This window comes from Streptomyces capillispiralis, from assembly GCF_007829875.1.
In the GTDB taxonomy this organism is placed as follows: domain Bacteria; phylum Actinomycetota; class Actinomycetes; order Streptomycetales; family Streptomycetaceae; genus Streptomyces; species Streptomyces capillispiralis.
This window is the reverse complement of record NZ_VIWV01000001.1, coordinates 827,075-843,199: the sequence shown is the minus strand read 5'-3', so window position 1 is coordinate 843,199 and position 16,125 is coordinate 827,075. Positions and strand designations below refer to the sequence as shown.

At 70.8% G+C, this 16,125-nt stretch carries 16 protein-coding genes; 8 read left to right on the top strand and 8 right to left on the bottom strand.

Annotation, left to right across the window (positions count from 1 at the left end; all coding sequences use genetic code 11):
* Positions 1-76: 76 nt before the first annotated feature.
* Positions 77-1,075 carry a glycoside hydrolase family 11 protein gene (locus tag FHX78_RS03235; RefSeq protein ID WP_145865947.1) on the top strand — a complete coding sequence of 333 codons (999 nt, stop codon included), beginning with the start codon at positions 77-79 and terminating at the stop codon, positions 1,073-1,075.
* Between the two features lie 25 nt (positions 1,076-1,100).
* Complete coding sequence (locus FHX78_RS03230) at positions 1,101-2,096, top strand: polysaccharide deacetylase family protein (protein ID WP_145865946.1); 996 nt, start codon at positions 1,101-1,103, stop codon at positions 2,094-2,096.
* An 88-nt stretch (positions 2,097-2,184) separates the two neighbouring features.
* On the opposite strand, the gene FHX78_RS03225 is transcribed toward FHX78_RS03230, so the two are convergent.
* The 3 genes from FHX78_RS03225 to FHX78_RS03215 form a co-directional block, all read right to left on the bottom strand.
* On the bottom strand, positions 2,185-2,826 hold the full coding sequence (locus FHX78_RS03225; RefSeq protein ID WP_145865945.1) for a dienelactone hydrolase family protein: 642 nt from the start codon (positions 2,824-2,826) through the stop codon (positions 2,185-2,187).
* A 14-nt stretch (positions 2,827-2,840) separates the two neighbouring features.
* Positions 2,841-3,266, bottom strand: a complete 426-nt coding sequence (locus FHX78_RS03220; protein ID WP_145865944.1) for a DUF2267 domain-containing protein — start codon at positions 3,264-3,266, stop codon at positions 2,841-2,843.
* A 292-nt stretch (positions 3,267-3,558) separates the two neighbouring features.
* Positions 3,559-4,233 carry a lytic polysaccharide monooxygenase auxiliary activity family 9 protein gene (locus FHX78_RS03215; protein WP_483025206.1) on the bottom strand — a complete coding sequence of 225 codons (675 nt, stop codon included), beginning with the start codon at positions 4,231-4,233 and terminating at the stop codon, positions 3,559-3,561.
* A 333-nt stretch (positions 4,234-4,566) separates the two neighbouring features.
* Here FHX78_RS03215 and FHX78_RS03210 point away from each other — a divergent pair, with 333 nt between their 5' ends.
* Positions 4,567-5,337: a calcium-binding protein gene (locus tag FHX78_RS03210; RefSeq protein ID WP_145865942.1), complete on the top strand. Its 771-nt coding sequence runs from the start codon at positions 4,567-4,569 to the stop codon at positions 5,335-5,337.
* A 262-nt stretch (positions 5,338-5,599) separates the two neighbouring features.
* Here the strand turns inward: FHX78_RS03210 and FHX78_RS03205 are convergent, their stop codons facing one another.
* The gene (locus FHX78_RS03205; RefSeq protein ID WP_189908575.1) at positions 5,600-6,673 is read right to left on the bottom strand and encodes a LacI family DNA-binding transcriptional regulator; all 1,074 of its coding nucleotides are present in this window, start codon (positions 6,671-6,673) and stop codon (positions 5,600-5,602) included.
* 138 nt (positions 6,674-6,811) lie between these two features.
* Between FHX78_RS03205 and FHX78_RS03200 the strand changes: the two genes are divergently transcribed.
* The 4 genes from FHX78_RS03200 to FHX78_RS03185 are packed head-to-tail and all read left to right on the top strand — an operon-like array spanning position 6,812 to position 12,276.
* Entirely contained in the window at positions 6,812-8,116 is a 1,305-nt protein-coding gene (locus FHX78_RS03200) for an ABC transporter substrate-binding protein (protein ID WP_145865940.1), read from the top strand.
* Positions 8,117-8,126: 10 nt separating this feature from the next.
* Complete coding sequence (locus FHX78_RS03195) at positions 8,127-9,083, top strand: carbohydrate ABC transporter permease (RefSeq protein WP_145865939.1); 957 nt, start codon at positions 8,127-8,129, stop codon at positions 9,081-9,083.
* A complete protein-coding gene (locus FHX78_RS03190; protein ID WP_145865938.1) occupies positions 9,080-9,898 on the top strand; it encodes a carbohydrate ABC transporter permease in 819 nt (272 codons plus the stop codon). The genes FHX78_RS03195 and FHX78_RS03190 overlap by 4 nt, the downstream gene beginning before the upstream one ends.
* Positions 9,895-12,276: a beta-xylosidase/alpha-l-arabinosidase gene (locus FHX78_RS03185; RefSeq protein ID WP_145865937.1), complete on the top strand. Its 2,382-nt coding sequence runs from the start codon at positions 9,895-9,897 to the stop codon at positions 12,274-12,276. Before FHX78_RS03190 ends, FHX78_RS03185 begins: the two co-directional genes overlap by 4 nt.
* A 53-nt stretch (positions 12,277-12,329) precedes the next feature.
* Here the strand turns inward: FHX78_RS03185 and FHX78_RS03180 are convergent, their stop codons facing one another.
* The 4 genes from FHX78_RS03180 to FHX78_RS03165 all read right to left on the bottom strand — a co-directional run bounded on the left by FHX78_RS03180 (position 12,330) and on the right by FHX78_RS03165 (position 14,977).
* On the bottom strand, positions 12,330-12,548 hold the full coding sequence (locus FHX78_RS03180; protein WP_145865936.1) for a DUF397 domain-containing protein: 219 nt from the start codon (positions 12,546-12,548) through the stop codon (positions 12,330-12,332).
* Positions 12,545-13,396 carry a helix-turn-helix domain-containing protein gene (locus FHX78_RS03175; protein WP_189908581.1) on the bottom strand — a complete coding sequence of 284 codons (852 nt, stop codon included), beginning with the start codon at positions 13,394-13,396 and terminating at the stop codon, positions 12,545-12,547. The genes FHX78_RS03180 and FHX78_RS03175 overlap by 4 nt, the downstream gene beginning before the upstream one ends.
* A 308-nt stretch (positions 13,397-13,704) precedes the next feature.
* A complete protein-coding gene (locus FHX78_RS03170) occupies positions 13,705-14,265 on the bottom strand; it encodes a hypothetical protein (protein WP_145865935.1) in 561 nt (186 codons plus the stop codon).
* Between the two features lie 223 nt (positions 14,266-14,488).
* Entirely contained in the window at positions 14,489-14,977 is a 489-nt protein-coding gene (locus tag FHX78_RS03165; RefSeq protein ID WP_145871598.1) for a carboxymuconolactone decarboxylase family protein, read from the bottom strand.
* A 194-nt stretch (positions 14,978-15,171) separates the two neighbouring features.
* Here FHX78_RS03165 and FHX78_RS03160 point away from each other — a divergent pair, with 194 nt between their 5' ends.
* Positions 15,172-16,113 carry an RNA polymerase sigma-70 factor gene (locus FHX78_RS03160; protein ID WP_145865934.1) on the top strand — a complete coding sequence of 314 codons (942 nt, stop codon included), beginning with the start codon at positions 15,172-15,174 and terminating at the stop codon, positions 16,111-16,113.
* The last annotated feature ends 12 nt before the right edge of the window (positions 16,114-16,125 follow it).

Here is a 16,125-nt window from a genome sequence, read left to right as displayed (position 1 = left end):
GTTGACGGTTGATGTGTGCGGGCCAACACTGTCGGGCGTTGACCCGCCCCATCGACCGTCACAGGAGGCGCGCCCCATGAGCGTGTTCGCCCGACCGGGGGGCCGCAGACGCGGCCGCTCGCCCCTGAGCATCAGAAGCACCTGGACCATCGTGCTGGCCGCGCTGGCCGTGATGCTCCTGCCCGGCACCGCCACCGCCGCCCCGGTCATCAGCACGAACCAGACCGGGACCAACAACGGCTACTACTACTCGTTCTGGACCGACGCCCAGGGAACCGTCTCCATGGACCTGGGCTCCGGCGGCAACTACAGCACCCAGTGGAGGAACACCGGCAACTTCGTCGCCGGCAAGGGCTGGAGCACCGGCGGACGCAAGACCGTGAACTACTCCGGCACCTTCAACCCGTCCGGCAACGCGTACCTGACGCTCTACGGCTGGACCACCAGCCCGCTCATCGAGTACTACATCGTCGACAACTGGGGCACCTACCGGCCCACCGGCGAGTACAAGGGCACCGTCACCACCGACGGCGGCACGTACGACATCTACAAGACCACCCGGTACAACGCCCCCTCCATCGAGGGCACCAGGACCTTCGACCAGTACTGGAGCGTCCGGCAGTCCAAGCGCACCGGCGGCACCATCACCAGCGGCAACCACTTCGACGCGTGGGCCGGCAAGGGGATGAACCTGGGCAACCACAACTACATGATCATGGCCACGGAGGGCTACCAGAGCAGCGGCAGCTCCAACATCACGATGAGTGAGGGCAGTTCCGGTGGCGGCGGAGGCGGCGGTGGCGACACCGGTGGCTGCAACGCGACCCTGTCAGCCGGCGAGAAGTTCGGCGACCGCTACAACCTCAACGTCTCGGTGAGCGGCTCCAGCAACTGGACCGTGACGATGCGGGTCCCCTCCCCGGCGAAGGTCTCCTCGACCTGGAACGTCAGCGCGTCCTACCCCGACAGCCAGACCCTGGTCGCCAGGCCCAACGGCAGCGGCAACACCTGGGGCGCCACGATCCAGACCAACGGCAACTGGACCTGGCCGACGGTCTCCTGCAGCGCCGGCTGACCACCGTACGAGGAGGACCACCGCAATGACCACCGGAAGAAGACTGCCGGCCACCCGGACCCTCGTGTCGGGGCTGGCCGTCGCCGCCCTGACCGTGGCGGGCACCATGACCTCGGCCCTCGACGCCACCCCGGCGCACGCCGCCGCCTGCAACGGCTACGTCGGACTCACCTTCGACGACGGCCCCTCCACCAGCACCACCCAGAGCCTGCTCAACGCGCTCCGGCAGAACGGGCTGCGGGCCACGATGTTCAACCAGGGCCAGTACGCCGCCGCCAACCCCTCCCTGGTCAAGGCACAGGTGGACGCCGGCATGTGGGTCGCCAACCACAGCTACACCCACCCGCACATGACCCAGCTCAGCCAGGCGCAGATGGACTCGGAGATCTCCCGCACCCAGCAGGCGATCGCGGCCGCCGGCGGCGGCACACCGAAGCTGTTCCGCCCGCCGTACGGGGAGACCAACTCGACGCTGCGTTCGGTCGAGAGCAAGTACGGCCTGACCGAGATCATCTGGGACGTCGACTCGCAGGACTGGAACAACGCGAGCACCGACGCCATCGTGCAGGCCGCCTCCCGGCTCACCGACGGCCAGGTCATCCTGATGCACGACTGGCCGGCCAACACCATCGCGGCGATCCCGCGCATCGCGCAGAACCTGGCCTCCCGGAACCTGTGCGCCGGCATGATCTCCCCGCAGACCGGCCGCGCCGTCGCCCCCGACGGCTCCGGCGGCGGTGGGGGCGGTGGCGGCAGCGCGTGCACCGCCACCCTGTCCGCGGGCAACCGCTGGAGCGACCGGTACAACCTCAACGTCTCGGTGAGCGGTTCGAGCAACTGGACCGTGACGATGAAGGTGCCGTCCCCGGCGAAGGTCTCCTCGACCTGGAACGTCGGCGCGTCCTACCCCGACAGCCAGACCCTGGTGGCCAGGCCCAACGGCAGCGGCAACACCTGGGGCGTGACGATCCAGAGCAACGGCAACTGGAACTGGCCGACCGTCACCTGCGCCACGGGCTGACACGGCTGCACCACGCGCTGAAGAGGGCGCGGGACACCGGCGGGCCGCGGCACGCACCACACCGCGGCCCGTCGCCGTCCCCGGCACGTCACAGGTGCTCGCGGAACCAGCCGGCCGCGAGGGCGGCGACCTCCTCCAGGGCCCCCGGTTCGGGGAAGAGGTGGGTGGCGCCGGGCACGACGTGCACGTGGTGCGCCGCGGACAAGCGGCCGGCGGCCCGGCGGTTGAGGTCGAGGACCGTCTCGTCGTCACCGCCCACCACCAGCAGTACCGGACACGCGACCAGCCCGAGCGCGTCGCCCGCCAGGTCGGGGCGTCCGCCGCGCGACACGACCGCCGACACCCGCCGGGGACGCGCGGTGGCCGCCACCAGCGCGGCGGCCGCTCCCGTGCTCGCCCCGAACAGGCCCACCGGAAGGTCGGCGGTCTGCGGTCGCCGCTCCAGCCAGTCGACGGTGTGCGCGAGACGTCCGGCCAGCAGGCCGATGTCGAAACGGTGCCGGCCCGTCGCCTCGTCCTCGCGGTCCTCGTCCTCCGTCAGCAGGTCCAGCAGCAGCGTGGCGAACCCCGCCTCCCGCAACGCGGTGGCGACGGCGCGGTTGCGGGGGCTGAACCGTGAGCTGCCACTGCCGTGCGCGAACAGCACCACCCCCCGGGCCCCGGCGGGCAGGCCGAGGTCACCGGTCAGGGCCGCCCCGCCCGAGGGAACCGTCACGGTCGACGTCACCATGCCCGGTCACCTCCTCACTCCGTGTCGTCGGCGGCACGGCCGACCGGCAGCAGACCCCGGATGTCCGCGGGCAGCGCCCCGGCCACTTTCTGAGTCAGCTCCGGAGCGAGGGCGGCGTCGAGCACCTCCAGGACGGCGGCGGCCTCACGCAGGGCCGCGTCCTCGTCCGTCTCCGCGCGCCCGGCGATCCGCCCGACGAACGTGGTCAGCCCGAACCGCTCGGCCGAGGGGCCGACGGGCCCGCCGCCGGCGGGGTCCGCGGCCTGCCGCATGGGGGCGGCCAGGGTCGGCGGCAACTGGGCCGCCACATGGCCCGCGAGGCCGGACGGCAGCCGTTCGGCCAGGGTGCTCAGCACGGCCCGGGTGGCGCGCTCGGCCGATCCCCGGTCCGGCAGCCGGCTGAGGGCCTGCACTTTTCCGATGATCTCGTCGTGATGCATGAGGCGGTGTCCTTCCTCCCTCATGGTGCGCCCGTCCGCAGGGTGCGCCCGTCCGCGATCGTCGGCGCCTCGGCAACGGCCGAGTACCCCGGAACGCGTGCGCATCAACGGACGCCGGCGCACCACCGTCGCCCCGGTGAGGCCCGGCAGAGGTTTCCGGTCACAGCGCCAGGAGCGCGGGCAGCCCCGTCGGGGCAGGGTGACCGAATGGGTCCCCTGCCCCGACGGAGCTCGGTCGGCCGGGCGGCGGGTTACCGGCGCCCGGCCGGTGCCGTGTGCGGCGCTCCCCGGCTCAGCCGAAGTTCACGTCGCTGCACCACATGTAGGCCTGGTCGAGGTGCGAGGCCTGCCAGATCACGAACACGATGTGGTGTCCGGTGTAGCCGGAGGTCTGGACGGGGAACGTGATGTCCTGTGCCGGGGCGAAGCGGCCGGTCTGCGTGATGAAGTCGAGGTTGCCCCAGCCCAGGGTCTGGGTCTTGGGGTTGAAGCCCTGCTTGCTCACGTAGACCTTGAAGTAGTCGGCACCGTGGGACGCCTGGTCGTACAGGTGGACCGAGAAGTTGTTGCCGACGGTGGTGGTCTTCCACTGCCCGGGCTTGTTCAGACTGGCGTTCCTCGAGAGGTTGTTGCTGCAGAGCGTCCCGTCGGGGGTCCGGGCCTGGAACTGGCCACCGAGGCCGTCGCGGAGCGCGCTCATCCAGTTCCACATGGTGTCGGGGTTGGCCTGGAACGCCTGCCAGCACATGGGGTCTTCGGTCTGCATGGCCGGGTTCGTGTGGTTGCTGCCCCACGTCTTCCAGCACTGGTACGCGCGGGTGGCGGGGCCGACGATGGTGCCGTGAGCCTGGGCGGGGGCCGACCAGGTCAGTGCGCCGGCGACCACGGCGAACAGCATGACGAGCGCCTGGAGAGGCCGGCGGAGGGACGACCGCGAACGCCCGGTTAACGGACTCTGATTGCGCATGTCGGGGGAACTCCTTCCAGTTGCAAGGCTGTCATGGGAGCGCTCCCAACGGTACGTATGCTGAGTGAAATGTCAATGAAACGAACGGAGTTGATACGGGGGTGGGCGGGGAGCAGGGGATCTGCCGTGAGCCGGGGGCAAATCCTGGTTCCCCAGGAAGCCCAACCGTCACATCCGCCGGAGGGGCGTCGGCTTCCATGACGCCGCGTCAATGCGCGGTCTTGCGGATCCGGTCCGGCAGGGGACACTGCCTTCACGACCGTGTCCGCCCGGTCCCCAACAGCACCACGCCCAGCAGGTCGGTCCACCGTCACTCCACCGAGACGAGGTCTCATGAACCGAAACCGAGCCGCCGTCAGCGCGGTCGCCGTGATCCTGTTCACCGCCGGCCTCGCCGTCGGCCCGGCAGCCGCCGCCACCGCCACCGGGGCGAAGTCCCGCGTCGGAGCCGACTGGGCAACTCAGTCGATCGTGTTCACCGCCGCCGCGGGGCAGACCAGCAACCTCAACATATTCTCCATGTACACCAGCGACGGGATCCGGCGGATCGGCTTCAGCGACGTGGTCCCGCTCGAACCGGGCGACCACTGTGCGTACTCCAGAGCCGAGGACACCACCTCCGTCGTCTGCGAACTGCCCGCCGACAGCCCCCGGCCCGACAGGATCGACGTCTTCCTCGGCGACGGCAACGACACGGTCGCCGCCTTCACCCCCGGGATCGGCACCGTCAGCGGCGGCCCCGGGGACGACGAACTGCACGCCCACACCGCGCGCACGGTGCTGGGCGACGCGGGGAACGACATGGTCATGGGACCCGCCGCCCTGCACGGCGGCGACGGCATGGACCACCTGATGGGCGACAGCGGCAGCCAGCGGATGTGGGGCGGCCGGGGCGACGACATGATCGAGGGCTACGGCGGTGACGACACCGTGCACGCCGGCCCCGGCGACGACCACGCCATGGGCGGGGACGGCCGCGACATCGTCCTCGGCGGCCCCGGCGACGACACATTGGACGGCGAAGGCGGCGACGACCTCGTCTGCGGTGGCACCGGAAAGGACGCCCTCGAAGGCGGACCCGGCCGCGACATCGTCCTCCCGTAAGTGCGCCTCCACGCCGAAGGCCCTGGCCCGCCGCGCGGACAGCGTCGCGGGCGCGCCTCTCAAGGCGTACCTCGGCGGGTGACCTCTGCCCGTCGGACGCCGAACGGCGGCACGATCGGGACCTGTGTGTCGTCGCGGATGCGCAGGTGGCGCACCGGATGCCGCGCGCCCACGGAATGTCCCGAAAGGACTTCCGGAGCACCGTCGAAAGGCCCCTCAGGGGCCCGGGAGACGCACCGGGCCCCTGACCGGAATCAGCGCGTCAGTTTCCGATCGGGTGAGCGGACTCGGCGTTTCCGGGGCGGTCCGTCGCCTCGCGCCCCGTGTACCGGGCCGTGCTCTGCCGTGTCACCAGGTGCGTCGCCAGTTCGATGCGCTGGGCGGCCGTACCGGGGTCGTCCGGGCGGAGCAGCATGCGGACCGCCTCCTCCGCCATGTGCCGCAGCGGCTGGTGGACCGTGGTGAGCGGCGGGCTCGACCACTGGGCCAGCGGTACGTCGTCGTAGCCGACCACCGACAGGTCCTCCGGTACGCGCAGCCCCTTGAGCCGTGCCGCCTCCAGCACGCCGAGCGCCTGGAGGTCGCTGCCCGCGAAGACGGCCGTCGGCCGGTCCGGTCCCTCCAGCAGCTCCATGGCGTGTTCGAAGCCGCCCTGCACGTGGAAGTCGCCGAAGCGCGTCAGCCGGGGGTCGGCCTCCAGGCCGGCCATCGCCATCGCCGAGCGGTAGCCGTCGAGGCGGGCGAGCGAGCACAGCATGTCCTCGGGGCCGGTGATGATCGCGACCCGCCGGTGACCGAGGTCGGTGAGGTGGCGGGTGGCGGCCAGGCCGCCGGCCCAGTTCGCGGAGCCGACCGAGGGCACGTCCGGGTCGGGATCGCCCGCCGGGTCGATGACGACGAACGGGATGGCCGCCGCCCTGAGCTGCCGCTTGATGTCCTCGGGGAGCGCGGAGAAGACCAGCACCACACCCAGCGGCCTGCGTTGCAGCACGCCGGGCAGCCACTCCGGAGCCGGCGTGTGCCGGGTGCCGCTCTCGGTGAGCACCACCGTCGCCCGGTTCTCCCGGGCGACGTTCTCCACGCCCCGGATCAGCTCCATCGCCCAGATGCTGTCCAGCTCGTGGAAGACGATCTCGACGAGCGGTGAGCGGGAGCCGGGCTGGCTGCGCCGGCGGTAGCCGTGGGCGTCCAGGAGCCGTTCCACCTTGGCCCGGGTGGTGCGGGAGACATCCGAACGGCCGTTGAGGACCTTCGAAACTGTCGGCATCGAAACACCGGCCTCTTTCGCGACCTCGGCCAGAGTCACTCTGCCGCTCGCCTCGTCGTCTTCGCGCATACCCGCAGGATAAGCCACCGCCCGTCGATAACGGTTTGGGCGAGTACTGACCCGACCGTTGACCGAAACTCCGGTCTGACCTACTGTCCCACGGCATGGACTTTCGGTGAAGGCGCCGAAACTTTCGAAAGGCGAACGATGAAGACACGTGCGCGCTTGCCCAGACTGGTCGCCTGCGGTGCGACGCTCGCCCTGGCACTGAGTCTCTCGGCCTGCGGCGACGGGAACGGCGGGGCGTCGTCGGACGACGGCAAGATCCATGTCCTGGTCTACGGGGACGCCACCAACAAGGTGGAGAAGCGGCTCGTCGACACGTTCAACAAGACGTCCGACGTCAAGGTCGTCCTCGACACCATTCCCGGTGCGGACTACCAGAAGAAGTTGCAAACGATCATCAGCACCCCCCAGGCCCCGGACGTCTTCTTCAACTGGGGCGGCGGCAGCATCAAGCCGTTCGTCAAGGCCGACCTGCTGATGCCGCTGGACGACTTCATCAAGAAGAACCCGGAGCTGGAGAACAAGTTCCTGCCGTCCGTCTTCAACAACGCCGTCGTCGACGGCAAGCCGTACGGCATCCCGATGCGCGGCACCCAGCCGGTCCTGCTCTTCCACAACAAGAAGGTCCTCAAGGAGGCGGGCGTCCAGCCGCCGAAGACCTGGGACGAACTGCTCGACGCGGTCGACAAGCTCAAGGACAAGGGCGTCACACCGATCGCGCTCGGCGGCGGCGACGTCTGGCCCACGCAGATGTGGTTCCAGTACCTGTTCGACCGCGTGGCGGGCCCGGGGCTGTTCGAGAAGGCCGTCGGCGGCGACAAGAGCGCCTGGGAGAGCCCGGACAGCAAGAAGGCCCTGGACATGATCAGGGAACTCGTCGACGCCGGCGCCTTCGGCAAGAACTACGACTCCGTCAAGTACACCAACGGCGGCTCGGTCGCACTGGTGGCCTCGGGCAAGGCCGGCTTCGAGCTGATGGGCTCCTGGTACTACTCCCAGCAGCTGACGGACCACAAGTCGTTCGCCGAGAAGGACCTCGGTTACACCGCCTTCCCGTCCGTCGCGGGCGGCAAGGGCGACCCGGCCAACGTCGCCGGCAACACCAACAACTACTACTCGGTGATGAAGAAGACCAAGCACCCCGAGGCCGTCGCCGAGTTCCTGAAGCTCATGTACTCCGACGACTTCGTCAAGGCGCAGCTCGACATCGGCAACCTGCCGACCACGACCAACACCGACGAGTTCATCGCCGGCTCGGGCACCCCCGAGTACTCGCGCTTCCAGTACGACCTGGTCGCCGACGCGCCGTCGTTCCAGCTGTCCTGGGACCAGGCGTACCCGCAGAAGGCGAGCTCGGACATGCACAAGGCCATCCAGCAGTTCTTCAACGGACAGCTCGACACGGACGGCTTCATCCAGGCCATGCAGGCCCTCCCCACCGAGTGACGAACGGCTCATGACCACAAAGATCACGAGCGCTCGGCCCGCCGCCGGCCCCCGTAACGGGTCCCGGCGGCGGCCGCCCGCCTCGTCCGCAACGAAGGTGGGTCGCCCCGGCTTCGCCTGGGCGCTGCCCGCCGCAGTGTTCTTCGCCCTCTTCGCGATCGTCCCGCTGATCATGGTGGCGGTGCTGTCCTTCATGAGCTGGGACGGGATCAGCTCGCCCGAGTTCGTCGGCACGGACAACTGGTCGCGCCTGATGGACGACCCGGTGATGTTCAAGAGCATCTGGCTGACGCTGCTCCTGACCGTGCTCGGCGTGGCCGTCCAGACGCCGCTGAGCATCGTGCTCGGGGTCTGGGCAGCCGGCAACCAGCGCAACCGGGCCGTCCTGTCCGTCATCTACTTCATTCCGCTGCTGCTGTCCGCGACGGCCGTCTCCGTGCTGTGGCGGGCGCTGCTCGACCCGAACTTCGGCATCCCGGCCGAGGCCACCTGGCTGTTCGGCGACGGCAACCTCTTCGGTGAACAGGCCACCGCCATCGGGGTGCTGGCGTTCGTCAGCACCTGGCAGTTCACCCCCTTCCACACGCTGATCTACCAGGGCGCGGCCCGGGCCGTCCCCCAGGTGCTCTACCAGGCCGCGGAGATCGACGGGGCGGGCCGCTACCGTCAGTTCTTCCACATCACACTGCCGCAGCTGCGCAACTCGATGATCACCTCGATGATCCTCATGATCGTCGGCGGTCTGACCACATTCGAGACGGTCCTCATCCTGACCCAGGGCGGCCCCGGCACCGACACCACCATCAGCGCCTACTACATGTACGACAAGGCGTTCAAGGGCTTCGACTTCGGTACCGGCTCCGCGATCGCCCTGGCCCTGGTCGTCGCGGCCACGATCATCTCGCTGGTCGTCGTCCGGGTCTCCGGCTACGACAAGATGCGCAGCACCATGGAGGGTGTGTCATGAGGCGCCGCCCCAACTACCTGGCCGGCGCCGGCTCGCTCCTGTGGCTGTTCCTGGTCGGCCTGCCGCTGTACGTGATGCTCGCCGCCACGGTCCGCACCCGCCAGGACTACGCCGAGAACGGCCCGGTGTCCTTCCCGGACAGCTTCACCCTGGAGAACTACACCAGCGCCTTCGACTCCGGCTTCGGCCAGTACTTCGTCAACACGCTCCTCGTCACCGCCTGCGTGATCGGCATCGTGCTGCTGCTGGTCCCGCCGCTCGCCTACGCGATCGTACGCAGCCGCGGCAGGACCACCTCGGCGATCTTCCGGCTGTTCCTGCTGGGCCTCGCCATCCCCGCCCAGGCCGTGATCGTGCCGATGTTCTACCTGATCAGCGAGGCCGGGCTGTACGACAACCTGCTGGGCGTCATCCTGCCCACGGCCGCGTTCTGCCTGCCCATGTCGGCGCTGATCCTCAGCGGCGCGATGCGCGACATCTCCCCGGAGCTGTACGAGGCCATGGCCATGGACGGCGCCACCCCGCGGCGCATGTTCTTCCAGCTCGTACTGCCGCTGTCGCGCGGCGGACTGTCCACGATCGTGGTCTTCTCCGCGCTCCAGGCATGGAACGGCTTCCTGTTCCCGCTCGTCCTGACCCAGTCCGACTCCACCAAGGTCGTCACCCTGGGCCTGTACAACTTCCAGACCGAACACGGCATCGACATCCCCGGTCTGCTGGGAGCCGTGGTGCTGTCCATGGTGCCCGTCCTGCTCGTCTACCTGTTCGCCCGTCGCGCCCTGGTCCAGGGCCTGATGGGCGTCGGAGGAAAGTGACCGCCAACGTGGCCGTAGAGACCACCCCCGAAGCCCCCCTCTGGAACGACCCCGCCCACCCCGTCGCCGCCAGGGTCGACGCCCTGATCGGCGCCATGACCCTCCAGGAGAAGATCGCCCAGCTGTACGGGGTATGGGTCGGCGCCTCCGACAACGGCGGCGAAGTGGCCCCGCACCAGCACGACATGGAGGAGGCCGTCGACCTCGACGCGCTCCTGCCCACCGGACTGGGCCAGCTGACCCGCCCCTTCGGCACCGTCCCCGTCGACCCCGCGCTCGGCGCGCTGTCGCTGATGCGCACCCAGGCCCGCATCGCCTCCGCCAACCGCTTCGGCATCCCCGCCGTCGCCCACGAGGAGTGCCTGGCCGGCTTCGCCGCCTGGGGCGCCACCGCCTACCCCGTCCCGCTGTCCTGGGGCGCCACCTTCGACCCCGAGGTGGTGCGCCGCATGGCCGCCGCCATCGGCCGCGACATGCGCTCCGTCGGCGTCCACCAGGGACTCGCGCCCGTCCTGGACGTGGTGCGCGACGCCCGCTGGGGCCGGGTGGAGGAGACCATCGGCGAGGACCCGTACCTCGTCGGCACCATCGGCACGGCCTACGTCCAGGGCCTGGAGTCCGCCGGGATCGTCGCCACCCTCAAGCACTTCGTCGGCTACTCGGCCTCCCGCGCCGGACGCAACCTCGCCCCCGCCCCCATGGGCGCCCGCGAGCGGGCCGACGTGCTGCTGCCGCCGTTCGAGATGGCGGTCCGCGAGGGCGGCGCACGGTCCGTGATGCACGCCTACAACGACATCGACGGCGTGCCCGCCGCCGCCGACGAGACCCTGCTGACCGGACTGCTCCGCGACACGTGGGGCTTCGACGGGACCGTCGTCGCCGACTACTTCGGCATCGCCTTCCTCAAGACCCTGCACGGAGTGGCGGGCGACTGGGCCGACGCCGCGGGCACCGCGCTGAGGGCGGGCGTCGACATCGAACTGCCCACCGTCAAGACGTTCGGCGCGCCGCTCGCCGAGGCCGTCGCCGAGGGCCGCATCCCCGAGTCGGTCATCGACCGCGCGCTGCGCCGCGTCCTCGGCCAGAAGGCGGTGCTCGGCCTGCTCGACCCGGACTGGAGCCCGGTGCCGCCCGCGCTCGACGGCGCCGACCCGGACGACCCCGAGGCGCTGCGCGGCAAGGTCGACCTGGACGGGCCCGCAAACCGCGAACTGGCCCGCGAGATCGCCGAGAAGGCCGTCGTCCTGCTCACCAACGACGGCACCCTGCCGCTCACCCGGCCGCGCCGCATCGCCCTGGTCGGCCCCAACGCGGCCGAGCCGACCGCCGTGCTGGGCTGCTACTCCTTCCCCCTGCACGTCGGCGTGCACCACCCCGCGACCCCGGTCGGCATCGACCTGCCGACCCTGCGCGACACCCTGGCCGCCGAGTTCCCCGACGCGGAGATCACGGTGGCGCGCGGCACCGGCGTCGACGACGGGGACACCGGCGGCATCGCCGACGCGGTGGCGGCGGCCCGGGACGCGGACGTCGTCGTCGCCGTCCTCGGCGACCGCGCGGGCCTGTTCGGCCGCGGCACCAGCGGCGAGGGCTGCGACGCGGAGTCCCTCGCCCTGCCCGGCGCCCAGCAGGACCTGCTCGACGCGCTGCTCGACTCCGGCCCGCCGGTGGTGACCGTCCTGCTCGCCGGACGCCCGTACGCGCTCGGCCGCGCCGTCACCGAGTCGGCGGCGATCGTGCAGTCGTTCTTCCCCGGCGTCGCGGGCACCCAGGCGATCGCCGGAATCCTCAGCGGCCGCACCAGCCCCTCCGGACGGCTCCCGGTCAGTGTGCCGAGCGGGCCGGGCGCCCAGCCGACCACCTACCTCGGTGCGCGGCTCGCCCAGGTCAGCGAGGTGTCCAACATCGACCCGACCCCGGCGTTCGGCTTCGGCCACGGTCTGACGTACACGACGTTCGCCTGGAGCGACCTCGCCGTGGACGCCGAAGAGGCGCCCACCGACGGTGAGTTCGGCCTGGAGCTGACCGTCCGCAACACCGGTGACCGGGCCGGCACCGAGGTCGTGCAGCTGTACCTGCACGACCCGGTCGCCTCGGTCGTCCAGCCGGTGCAGCGCCTCGTCGGCTACACCCGGGTGCCGCTGGAACCGGGGGAGGCCCGCCGCATCCGCGTCACGGTCCCGGCGGACGTGGCGTCCTTCACCGGCCGCGAGGGTCAACGGATCGTGGAGCCGGGGCAGTTGGAGCTGCGGCTCGCCGCGTCCAGCACGGACGCCCGCCTGACGGCGCACGTCACCCTGACCGGCCCGGAACGCCGGGTCGACCACACCCGCCGCTTCCACGCGGCGTTCACGCCGGAGCCGTCGGCACGGGCGTGACCCGGCCCCGTCCGGCCCGCACCGCACGCGCGGTGCGGGCCGGACGCGCGTCGTCAGACCTCGGGCCCGCCCGCGGCGAGCGCCGTGAACGCCGCCCACTCGCCCCGGCCGACCCGCAGCACCGGCCCGCCACCCGCGGCCTTGGAATCCCGTACGTACACGCCGTGGAGACCGGCGGCCACTTCCACGCAGTCGCCGCCGTCCGACCCGCTGTAGCTGCTCTTGAACCAGTGCAGCCCGTCCCCGTTCTCGGTTACCCGCTCAACGCTCACGTCTCTCCCACCATCCGCTCGATGAGTCGTGCAGACTCCTCGACATTCAGGGCCTGCGATCGCAGCTTGCCATACCGCAGCGAGAACGCGCTGACCTCGTCGGCATCCGTGACAACGCACCCGACTCCTTGGGATTCGAAGTACCCGAGCAGCACGTGTTCGTGTGACTCCACCACCACGAAGGGACCGTTCTTGCCCGGATGGAACCCCCGGCCGATGGGCATGACCTGCACCGACACGTTCCGCAACGCGCCAACCTCCAGCAGACGTTGCCACTGCGCGCGCATCACTTCCGCATCGCCCACTGGATCGCGCAGCGCCTCCTCGTTCACGATGAACGACAGTTCCGCGAGCGGCACCCGGGCCAGCAGCTTCTGGCGACTCAACCGAGCCTCCGCGTGCTGGTCGATGATGTCCTCGCTCAGCGGCGGGCAGTGTCCCGCGAACACCGCCCGTGCGTACGCCTCCGTCTGCAACAGCCCCGGCACCAGCAGCGGATCGTAGGAGAAGCGGCTCACTGCCTCGGCCTCGATGAGCGCGAAGTTGCGGAAGAAGCGCGGCAGTTTCGCGCGGTCCACCTCGTCCTGGAGCACCTCCAGAAGTGCGCCCGCCTCCAGCACCCGGCCCGCCGCCCTCGTGAACGCGGCCTTCGCCGGACGCCGGCCCTGTTCGACCGAGGCGACCTGCTCCAGCGAGTAGCCCATCGCCTCGCCGAGTTGCTGCTGGTTCAACCCGGCCCGCTTGCGCAGATGCTGGAGCAGTTTGCCGTACGCCGCCCACGCCCCCGGCAGATCGCCGCCGCCCTCCTCCTTCACCTTCGCCGCCCGACCGCTCCGCGTGTCCCGCACCGTGCTCACACCCTCACGCCCTTCCGTCCCGGAACGCACCCCGCTCACCCGCACCGCGGCGACGTTCAGCCCGCCGTCGGGGACTTGTTCAACGCGAGCCGTGACGGCTTGGGCACGGGACCGGGCCCGTACAAGGCCCGTACCGGATCCTGCGGGCCCACCGTCGTGCCGCGCGGTGATCGCGTCATGATGGGATGGCGAACGTGAGCGTGATCTGCACGTGGTGCGAGCGCCGTTGGAACGGCGCCGGTGGCGCAAGTACTGCACTCGCCGGCACGGTGGACGGGCCGGTGTCCGGATCGCGCTGCCTAGAGTTCGATGTCGGGCGGAAGCGGTTCGTCGCCGCACACCCACCTCTGGCACTGGTCGATCGTGTCCCAGTCGGGCCAGTACTGGTAGAGGCATCGGTCCATGCAGGACGACCATTCGCCGCGCGCCGCCGCTTTGGGCATCGTGCGGGACGTGCCGCCACGCGATGAGCAGTCGCAGCGGCGCCGTGAGGAGCGGCCCGCTCGGGACGCGGGTGCCGGCTCCGGCGACTGCGTCGCGGCTACCTGGGCGGTGAGCAGGGACGCCAGGGTCCGGCCTTCGGCGGACTCGAACGCCTTGAAGGTCAGCCGGACCAGCGGGTGAATCGTGCGTGCGGGCGTCTTCTTGGAGACGATCACGGGTGGGCAGACGACGTTGGCCAGCCACTCGATGTCCTGGATCAGCGCCAGCGGAATCTTCACCCAGTGTCCGAAACAGTAGCGCCCGGGGCTGAACAGGAAGTGGTCGTCACCGGTGTCGGGCTGCTTGATGAGTCCGACGAGCGTCGCGAAATCATCGCTGCGCAGACGCCCGAGGAACTCCTCGGGAGTAAAGGCCATGGACTGAGCCTCCCTAGCTCTCGATCGTGGCACCCACTCGCCCAGCCAACCCGCCACCCGGCGGAAGCGCGCGCCGAGACCGCCAGGAGGATGACCGGGACCGCCGGTTCAGCCCTGGGGTGTGCGGGACCGCCGGTTCCCCGTCATCACTTCATCGGAAACGGCCGGGTCCGGCCCGGGATCGGTGGATCCCCGGCCGGGCCCGGATCAGGAGCCGGACCGGTCAGGCGTCGAGCGCCGCGGCGAACATGCCGGCCTCGTAGGAGCCGCCCTTCTGGTGCACGATCACGGCGAGCCGGTTGGCGGCGTTGATCATGGCGACGAGGCAGACCAGCGCGGCGGTCTGGTCCTCGTCGTAGTGCTCGCGGACCTGGGCCCAGGTCTCGTCCGACACGCCCTGGTGGGCGTCGGCGAGCCGGGTGCCCTCCTCGGCCAGTGCCAGAGCGGCCCGCTCCGCCTCCGTGAACACGGTGGACTCGCGCCAGGCGGCGACCAGGTGGAGCCGGACCGCGCTCTCGCCGGCGGCCGCGGCCTCCTTGACGTGCATGTCGATGCAGTGCCCGCAGCCGTTGATCTGGCTGGCGCGCAGCGACACCAGCTCCTGCGTGGACTTCGGCAGCGGCGAGTCGTGGATCACCAGGGCGGCCCCCGCGAAGCGCTTGGCGAACCGGGCGGCGATCTCGTTCTCGAACAGGTTGAACCGTGCGTCCATGACGTCGTCCTCACGTGTGGTCATGTGGTGGTGCGCTGACGGACACGAGATGCCGGCGGCCCGCTCCCTGTGACGGGGCAGGGATGTGACGTGGGCCACGGCGGAGGGATGTCACAGAAGGGCGGGGACCGGCGTCTTGTGCGCGTGGCAGTCGTCGGGAACGAACAGGCGGGAGCGGACAGGTGGGTGCGGCCGTGAGGAGCGAGGACAGGGAGCACGACGGGCACGCGGCGGACCCGCGCGCGGGTGGGGGGCGTACGGGACCGGCCACCGAGGCGTTCCTCGCCCACCGCAACCTGCTGTTCACCGTCGCCTACGAGATGCTCGGCTCGGCCGCCGACGCCGAGGACGTCCTCCAGGAGACCTGGCTGCGCTGGGCGGACGTCGATCTGGGCACCGTCCGGGACCCGCGCGCGTACCTGGTCCGCGTCACCACGCGCCAGGCGCTGAGCCGGCTGCGCGCACTCGGCCGCCGCAAGGAGACCTACGTCGGCTCCTGGCTGCCGGAGCCGCTGCTGACCTCGCCCGACGTGGCCGAGGACGTCGAACTCGCCGACAGCGTGTCGATGGCGATGATGCTGGTGATGGAGACCCTCACGCCGACCGAGCGGGCGGTGTTCGTGCTGCGCGAGGTGTTCGACCTCGGGTACGACGAGATCGCCGAGGCCGTCGACAAGAGCCCCGCGGCGGTCCGCCAGGTCGCGCACCGGGCCCGGGCCCACGTCGCGGCGCGCCGGCCGCGCGGGGACGTCTCACCGGCCCGGACGAAGGGCGCGCTCGACGCGTTCCGGCGGGCGGTCGAGACCGGTGATCTGCAGGGCCTGCTCGACGTCCTCGCACCGGACGTCGTCCTGCTGGGCGACGGCGGCGGCATCAAGCAGGCCGTCCTGCGGCCCGTCGTGGGGGCCGACAAGGTCGCCCGGCTGCTGCACGCCGGGACGCGCCGGATCCCCGCCGGCGCGTCGCTGCGGCCGGCGCAGGTCAACGGCCGCCCGGCGCTGGTCCTCCGGCTCGACGGCGAGATCGACACCGTCGTGGCGGTCCGCGTCGACGACGGCCTCGTCACCGGGCTCTACGCCGTCCGCAACCCCGAGAAGCTGTCGCACATGCGGCGCGAGACGGCCCTGCGCCGCTGACCCGCGAGACCG